This window comes from Acinetobacter towneri (assembly GCF_001758345.1).
GTDB lineage: Bacteria > Pseudomonadota > Gammaproteobacteria > Pseudomonadales > Moraxellaceae > Acinetobacter > Acinetobacter towneri_A.
This window is the reverse complement of sequence record NZ_MKQS01000028.1, coordinates 21,720-28,979: the sequence shown is the minus strand read 5'-3', so window position 1 is coordinate 28,979 and position 7,260 is coordinate 21,720. Positions and strand designations below refer to the sequence as shown.

8 protein-coding genes and 1 pseudogene are annotated in these 7,260 nt (G+C 39.6%); 4 read left to right on the top strand and 5 right to left on the bottom strand.

Annotated elements, in window-relative coordinates:
* Both BJN41_RS14900 and BJN41_RS12020 read right to left on the bottom strand, forming a co-directional pair.
* The coding region (locus BJN41_RS14900) for a helix-turn-helix domain-containing protein (protein WP_230400577.1) at positions 1-187 on the bottom strand (187 nt) is incomplete at its 3' end.
* Between the two features lie 94 nt (positions 188-281).
* Complete coding sequence (locus BJN41_RS12020; RefSeq protein ID WP_070155474.1) at positions 282-464, bottom strand: hypothetical protein; 183 nt, start codon at positions 462-464, stop codon at positions 282-284.
* Between the two features lie 621 nt (positions 465-1,085).
* Between BJN41_RS12020 and BJN41_RS12015 the strand changes: the two genes are divergently transcribed.
* The 3 genes and pseudogenes from BJN41_RS12015 to BJN41_RS12005 all read left to right on the top strand — a co-directional run bounded on the left by BJN41_RS12015 (position 1,086) and on the right by BJN41_RS12005 (position 2,960).
* Entirely contained in the window at positions 1,086-1,640 is a 555-nt protein-coding gene (locus BJN41_RS12015; protein WP_026437983.1) for a YqgE/AlgH family protein, read from the top strand.
* The gene (gene ruvX, locus BJN41_RS12010; protein ID WP_019836093.1) at positions 1,633-2,076 is read left to right on the top strand and encodes a Holliday junction resolvase RuvX; all 444 of its coding nucleotides are present in this window, start codon (positions 1,633-1,635) and stop codon (positions 2,074-2,076) included. The genes BJN41_RS12015 and ruvX overlap by 8 nt, the downstream gene beginning before the upstream one ends.
* A 151-nt stretch (positions 2,077-2,227) precedes the next feature.
* Positions 2,228-2,960 (top strand): annotated as a pseudogene (locus tag BJN41_RS12005) (IclR family transcriptional regulator).
* An 87-nt stretch (positions 2,961-3,047) separates the two neighbouring features.
* On the opposite strand, the gene BJN41_RS12000 reads toward BJN41_RS12005, so the two are convergent.
* Complete coding sequence (locus tag BJN41_RS12000; RefSeq protein WP_019836094.1) at positions 3,048-3,662, bottom strand: alpha-ketoglutarate-dependent dioxygenase AlkB family protein; 615 nt, start codon at positions 3,660-3,662, stop codon at positions 3,048-3,050.
* Between the two features lie 129 nt (positions 3,663-3,791).
* Here BJN41_RS12000 and BJN41_RS11995 point away from each other — a divergent pair, with 129 nt between their 5' ends.
* Positions 3,792-5,594: an ABC transporter ATP-binding protein gene (locus tag BJN41_RS11995; protein WP_070155472.1), complete on the top strand. Its 1,803-nt coding sequence runs from the start codon at positions 3,792-3,794 to the stop codon at positions 5,592-5,594.
* Between the two features lie 58 nt (positions 5,595-5,652).
* On the opposite strand, the gene pgsA is transcribed toward BJN41_RS11995, so the two are convergent.
* Together pgsA and BJN41_RS11985 are read right to left on the bottom strand one after the other, a co-directional pair.
* Entirely contained in the window at positions 5,653-6,240 is a 588-nt protein-coding gene (pgsA, locus tag BJN41_RS11990) for a CDP-diacylglycerol--glycerol-3-phosphate 3-phosphatidyltransferase (RefSeq protein WP_070155470.1), read from the bottom strand.
* A gap of 105 nt (positions 6,241-6,345) precedes the next feature.
* Entirely contained in the window at positions 6,346-7,140 is a 795-nt protein-coding gene (locus tag BJN41_RS11985) for a thioesterase family protein (RefSeq protein WP_019836097.1), read from the bottom strand.
* Positions 7,141-7,260 lie beyond the last annotated feature (120 nt).

Here is a 7,260-nt window from a genome sequence, read left to right as displayed (position 1 = left end):
TTGAATCGATTTTGAGTTTTCTGTGACCACGTCTACGTCTAGCGAAGGTGTTATCAGAAGCATATCGAGCTTGATAAACGTCATTGATGCTATTTCTTTTAAGCTCACGATAGATCGTACTAGGATGTCTTTTAATGAGTTCAGCAAATTTTCTGGCTGAAAAGCCTTCTTTTCTTGACTCAAGCATTAATGCAGTACGATCTTCAAAGTTAAGATGATGGTATGACAATTTTATATACTCCATAAACCCTTTAAATTAATTAGGTGGTTTATGTCGCACTTCAAGTTTTACTCTGCCCTACTTTATCTTTAAATTTAGCAGCTAAATCTTCAGATAAATGATTATTCAAATGACTGCGAAACAAATTACCTTCTTCATTATAAGTTCCAAAAATTGCTGCTTGAGAAAAAACTGAAGCTGAAAAAACAGCAGCAAACAAACTTCCCTTTATTAAATAATTCATATTAAACCATCAAAAAAAGCTATAAAAGATGAAAATTTCACCATCTTACAAACAATTATTTTTTGTTTCAATATGTATTTTATGTATATTTATTGAAACATATCAAGCTATAAAAAAGATAAATTTTACACAAAAGCACAAAGCTTACAAAAAAAATAAACAAACTTATAGATTTTTTATATTAAAAAAACCACTATTCATTAGACAAACTTAATATTTAATAAAAGAGAATATAAATTCAATAAAACCGCCTATTTTGCAATTAAAAAACAGAAATTACATTCGTTAAAATTAAAAGTAGATTAAAAAATATACACCAAAACATTTAAACAAACCCACATCACAAAGATAATAAAGCAATCAATTATTATGTTTCTATATCTTCAACTTTGTAACTAAATAGATAAATTTAATGACATCATTTTTTCTAAATTTTAAATTTATTCTTTTATTTATACTTTGTCTCACTTTTACCAAAGCAAAGTTGTCATCACAGTGGTTTTATGGGATAAGTACAGCTAAGAAATGTATATTTGTATGATTTGGCTGTAACTCGTTTACGTTTCCAAGTAGGTTTACAGTTCTGTTTGCCACCACCTCAGATTAAGGAGAATTGCTTAGGTGACTAAACAATATCTGACGCATCGCTGTCTCATAGCCCCGCCCGATATGAATGATGAGTTTTTTGCAAACACCGTCATCTATTTGGCACGTCATGATGAAGACGGTGCGCAAGGCATTATTCTCAACCGTCCATCGGGTATCCAAATCAAAGAATTGCTCAATGATTTAGATATTGATGCAGATAATGTGCATCCTCACGAAGTTCTACAAGGTGGTCCATTACGACCTGAGGCAGGTTTTGTTTTACACACAGGGCAGCCAACTTGGCATTCATCTATCGCAGTGGGTGAAAATGTCTGTATCACCACCTCTAAAGATATTTTAGATGCGATTGCCCACAATGAAGGCGTTGGACGCTACCAAATTGCCTTGGGCTATGCCAGTTGGGGCAAACAGCAACTGGAACAAGAAATTGCCCGTGGCGATTGGCTCATTTGTGAATCGGACATGGATTTGATTTTCAATTTACCTTATGACGACCGTTGGGATGCCGCATATCGCAAAATGGGCGTAGATCCAACTTGGTTATCTTCAGAGATTGGTCATGCCTGAAACGACTCAAGCCCAAACCATTATGGCATTTGACTTTGGCACCCAAAAAATGGGCATGGCTGTGGGGCAGGCACTGATTGAAAGTGCAACCCCACTCGCCCTTTTCCCCATGAAAGATGGCATTCCGCAATGGGAAAACTTGCTAAAAATTATCAAGCAACATCAGCCGCAATTATTTCTAGTGGGCTTGCCTTTAAATATGGATGATAGTGAGTCGGAACTATCTACCCGTGCGCGTAAGTTTGCTAAACGCTTACGCCATCAAAGCAATATCCATACCCTAATGGTCGATGAACGCCTAACTACACGTGAAGCACGTGATGAGCTTGATCATTATCAAGCTCAAGGCCGTGGCAAAAAGCTCGCTGCCGACAGTCTTGCCGCAGCACTATTGATTGAAAGCTGGTATCGTGACCCTCACGGCGTTCAACCTTAAATCCTGTTTCAAATTGATAACATCGACAAACCTAAAAGAATGGGGAGATTGATCCCTAGTACACTTAATTCCCTCTGTAAAAAGTCGATTGGTCTGGCTATTTTTTGATATAAAGTGACATCATCCTTTTGGGTTGAATGGGTAAATCCGCATAGCACTGTCTAGCTTTGGCAAGATTCTCACAGTCTTAGACTTATATTCAACCGCACGTGCTGTCACTAATGTAGATACGATGAGTGAGTAACTCGGTTTATCTAAACCTACGAGTTACCGCTATTTAAAAGAGTTGGTTTCGGCAGAGTTGTTGCAACACATGAGTGGCACCTCGTGAGATTACACTCTTGGGCCCCCAATTGCGGTATTGGATTTTATCTCTCGTACGACCAATCCATTGGTCACCATCAGCATTCCGTTTATGAAAAAATTGCGGAACATGCTGAATTTTGCTGTTTATTGACCCAGCTTAATCAAGATTCTTGCATTGATGTACATCACGAAATCTTTAAAGATACGCCTTTACTGTCTTATGGTCGCGGCTACCCACGTCCTGTTTATGTCGGCTCATCGCCAAGAATGATTATGGCACACTTGCCTAAAGCTAAAATTTTAGACTATTACCAGCGTTTTTCTGCCGAATTGGGGCAAGTTAATTTTGCAAAAGATGCGGATGATTATTTGAAGCTGATGCACATAATCAAAAAACAAGGCTATTATTTTCTAATAGCGATCTTGATTCAGATATTGCAGGCTTATCTGTACCGATTCATTTTTCATCTAAAGATGCGCCTTATGTCTTGATGCTGTTGGCATCTAAAAACCGTTTTGAATTTATCAATTTGCAAAAGCTGATTGAAATTTTGCAGGATAATGCCCAACAAATTTAAAAACAGGTTGAAATACTATATACCGATTTAAGCCTAGACGTGAACTCAACCTAACGTGGCAAAATTTAAAACTGAGGACGATCTTATTCAGAAAGTGCTATGAAAATAGCGAAAGGTAAGATTAATTCTGGGTTGTATAATTTTATTGGACTTCATTAATGCATGTTTCCAATACTGCTGTGTTTGTCCTCGCATCACAAGCAACTGACCACTCTGCAATAAAAGATCCACTTTATATGCCGTATGTTTATGCTTAAAACTGAATTTACGGGTTGCTCCAAAACTCAATGAAGCAATGACAACGTTTTTTCCTAAATTCGGCTCATCGTCACTATGCCAGCCCAAGCCCTGCGTACCATCTTGATATAAATTGGCCAAACATGAATTAAAGGGATGCCCGACCCATTGTTCAACTTGCTGTTTCAGCCGCCACAAAGCAGGTAGCCAAACATGAGCCTGCTTTAAAGCACCCGAATACCGATATTGATACTGCTCATCGCCATACCATGCGACTTGGCGCTTGGTCCGATAATACTGACCAAAGAGCCGACCTTCATCAGGCTGCCATGCCAAATGTTGCAGAAAATACTGTAAATAACGCGCACTATGCTCCACATTCAGCACCAGACCATAGTCCTGTACAATGCCGTCATAAGGCAGTATGTTGTCACGAGGCTCAGGGCTAAACAACTCTAGATTCATGATGAACCCACTCTACTGTGTAATCTAAAAATTAGGATAAAACTGCTCACAAAATGACTCAGCTTTTTAGCTTGTGAGACCTAACGTTCATCCTTAGACTTAAAATCATTGTGCTGATAATAATAGCTTATGAATTTATGGCATTTGTTTCAAAAATTGCGTCCCTTTGTTCGTCCCTACCGAATGTTGGTGATCGCAACCCTGATTTTAACCTTAATTGGCTCATTTACCGCCCAAGTCAATGCACTCACTTTACAATATGCAGTCGATAGCATTAATGCCTTAATTGAAGCGGGACAAGGACTTGCGGCAGGCTGGCATATTTTAATCACGATTTCAGTCATTTTACTGGGCAAAGAAATCATCAATGCCTTTGTGCAATTTGGACAGAAGTTTTACGGTGAAAAACTACGCATTTTTGTCTCACAAGATTTAGCTCAAGGCATTATTGAAAAGTTTTTACGTTACCGTTTGGCTTTTTTTAATCAAGACAACAACCAAGCAGGCAAATTACAAACACGTATAGACCGAGGGATTGGTTCACTCACCCGTTTAGTGCAAATTTTCTTTATTGATATTTTACCGCTATTTACCAGTGCGATTGTGGCTTTAGGCTTAATGTACTATGCCAATGTATATGTGGGCTTGCTCGCCACGGTTATTGTTCCCATTTATTTTTGGCTGACCTATCTGCAAGCGCAAAAGTTAGGCAGTTGGCGACGTAATTTACGTGATGGACGTGAGAAAAAAAGCCAAGGGATTCTTAGCATTATCAACTCAATCACCGTGATTAAATCATTTAACAGAGAAAGCATCGAAGCAGAAAAACAACTCACCCTGCAGAAAAAACTGACCCACAATCAAATGCAGACCCGCCAAACCAGTTTTTTATTTGATGGTTTAAAAAGCTTTATTGAACAAATTGGAGTGGTGCTGATTATTATTTTAACGGCTTATTTTGTATTAGATGGACAAATGAGCATCGGCATGATCATGTATCACGTGTTACTGTTTGGCAATGTTTCTGCCCCCATTCGCTCATTGCATCGTATTTATGATGAAGTCAATGATGCAATGATCTATTCAGAAAGCTTCTTTCAAATTTTGGAAGCCGAGCATGAAATTGAACCAAGTGGTACGCTTAAACCCATCATTCGAGGGCAGTTTGACCTGCAACAGGTAAACTTTTTTTATCCGAATGGACATCATGCACTCAAAGACATTCAGATGCAGATCCAGCCCAATAAAATTACTGCATTAGTGGGATTATCGGGGGCGGGAAAATCCACGCTGATCAGTTTATTAGATAAATTCTATGAACCGCAAAATGGTACGATTCAACTCGATGGAATAGACATACAACAGATCGATACTCAGTATTTACGTGATCATATCGGCTTAGTTTTGCAAAAAAACCATATTTTCCAAGGCTCTATTTTTGAAAATATTCGTTATGGCAAAACTGATGCTAGCTTAGAAGATGTGATTCGGGCCGCAAAAAAAGCCTCCATTCACGAACAAATTTTGCATTTGCCTGAGGCTTATGACTCAGATGCCCTGATGCTTTCAGGCGGCCAACAACAACGCATTGCCCTTGCACGTATGTTCCTGAAAAATCCACCTATTATTTTTTTAGATGAACCTACCGCTAGTCTAGACGCTATTGCAACCGAACAAATTAAGCAAAGTCTGGATGAAATTAAACAAGGCCGTACCGTGATCATCATTTCACATAGCTTATCGCAAATTATTGATGCCGATTACACCTATGTCATGAAGGAGGGCAGAATTGCAGAACATGGTGAACATGACACGCTTTATCATCAAAATGGGGTTTATAAAGAAATTTTTGATGCGATGGCAAAGAGCTTAAATATTGAAAAAATTGCCAAAACCTTTGAAGATGATACCGAAGAAGAAACTCACAGTTAATAAAAAAGTGCTTCATGATAGAAGCACTTAGGGATGAATCTGTTTTTAACAGTCTACTTTAAGGCTGTTTCAAATACGGCCAAGCGGCTTTTAAGTAAATAAACATCGACCACAAAGTTAAAATTACAGCGGTATAAAGCAGCAAATACGCCAACATTTCTAAAGGCTGCCAGTTCAATAAGAACACTGAAATTGCAATCATTTGGAATGCCGTTTTATATTTCCCCACGGTAGACACGGCCACACTGGTACGTGCGCCCAACTCAGCCATCCATTCACGCAATGCAGATACAGTAATTTCACGGGAAATAATTACAATCGCTGCAAAAGCCATTGAAATAGTAGGTTGCCACTGCACCAACACAATCAATGCCGCAGCCACCATCAGTTTATCTGCTACAGGGTCGAGGAAACGCCCAAATGCAGAAGTCTGATTTAAAGAGCGTGCCAAATAGCCATCAAACCAGTCGGTCACGGCAGCGATCACAAAAATAGAAGTCAKCAAAATATGACGTGTCATACCGCCATCGTAACCATTTACGCCCGTTGCAGGAGGCCAATACGCCACTAACAAAAAAACAGGAATCAAGGCGATTCGAGCCAAAGTTAATATATTTGGAATGTTCAGGATACGACCTGTTGTCATAGACACCGCCAATGTTTCCTCTCTTTACGCTGCATATTCACAAGTTTTTTGAGGATTTGTCATCGTGAATAGGCTTCACTTTATACGAAATGCTAGTAGGTGTCACTAGGCAAACACGGTGATGGTCTGTCGAGCAATCGCAATCAGACGATCTTGCTCATCCCAAAGGTGTGCGTATTCGGTAGCATAACCATCGCTGGCATGATCAGTAAATACTTTATATTTCATCCAGCCATGTAATTGATTTTGCAAAGGATTGATATAGGTCACATGCCATGTCAGAGAACTAGCAGGTGCGAGCTGACTGAACATCGGCAATACCCCAGGTGGCCACATATCAAAAGCTACCATTAAATCGGGAATAGTCATCGCACGATTCGCATGCTTTTTTGGGTTAAAACGCATCCAGCCTGCAAAATCAGGTTTATGGCTGGCACTGAATGGATACTGCCCTTCTACCCAGACCAAATCCATTTGCTGAAAACACTCAGGTGCTAAAGGGTGATGCTGCGTAACTGGTAATTCACTGACAGGGGCAAAATTTGGTGCAGTACGTTCCTGTTGCACCACAATACTAGATTCACGTGCTACGCCAAAACTGGCAATCAAAATGCTTTGTACCGCATCATCCTGCCACAAACGCACCTCAATGCTAGTGACTGATTTACCCTGCCGAAGAATTTCAGCCGTAAGCCGTGCCCGACCTTGTTGTACAGGTCCAACAAAAGTCACGCTGCTACTGAGCAAGCGCTTTTGTGGATCGGCAATACAATGCTGAGCTTTTTGCATCATCAAGCCTGCCACCAAGCCACCATAAATGGTGCGTCCTTGTAACCAACCCTGTGGAATATCGATCCATTCTTGTTCGGCAATGGCCTGATAGGTCTGTAGCAACGACATGGTTTTTCCTTAAACAATGTTGTGGTTGATATTACAGGGTTTTGATCTGATGTGAATGTTCAATGACGGCAGAGTCAATGCACTTTTTTGCTATTTACCTTTGTATAAAATACTGCTTTT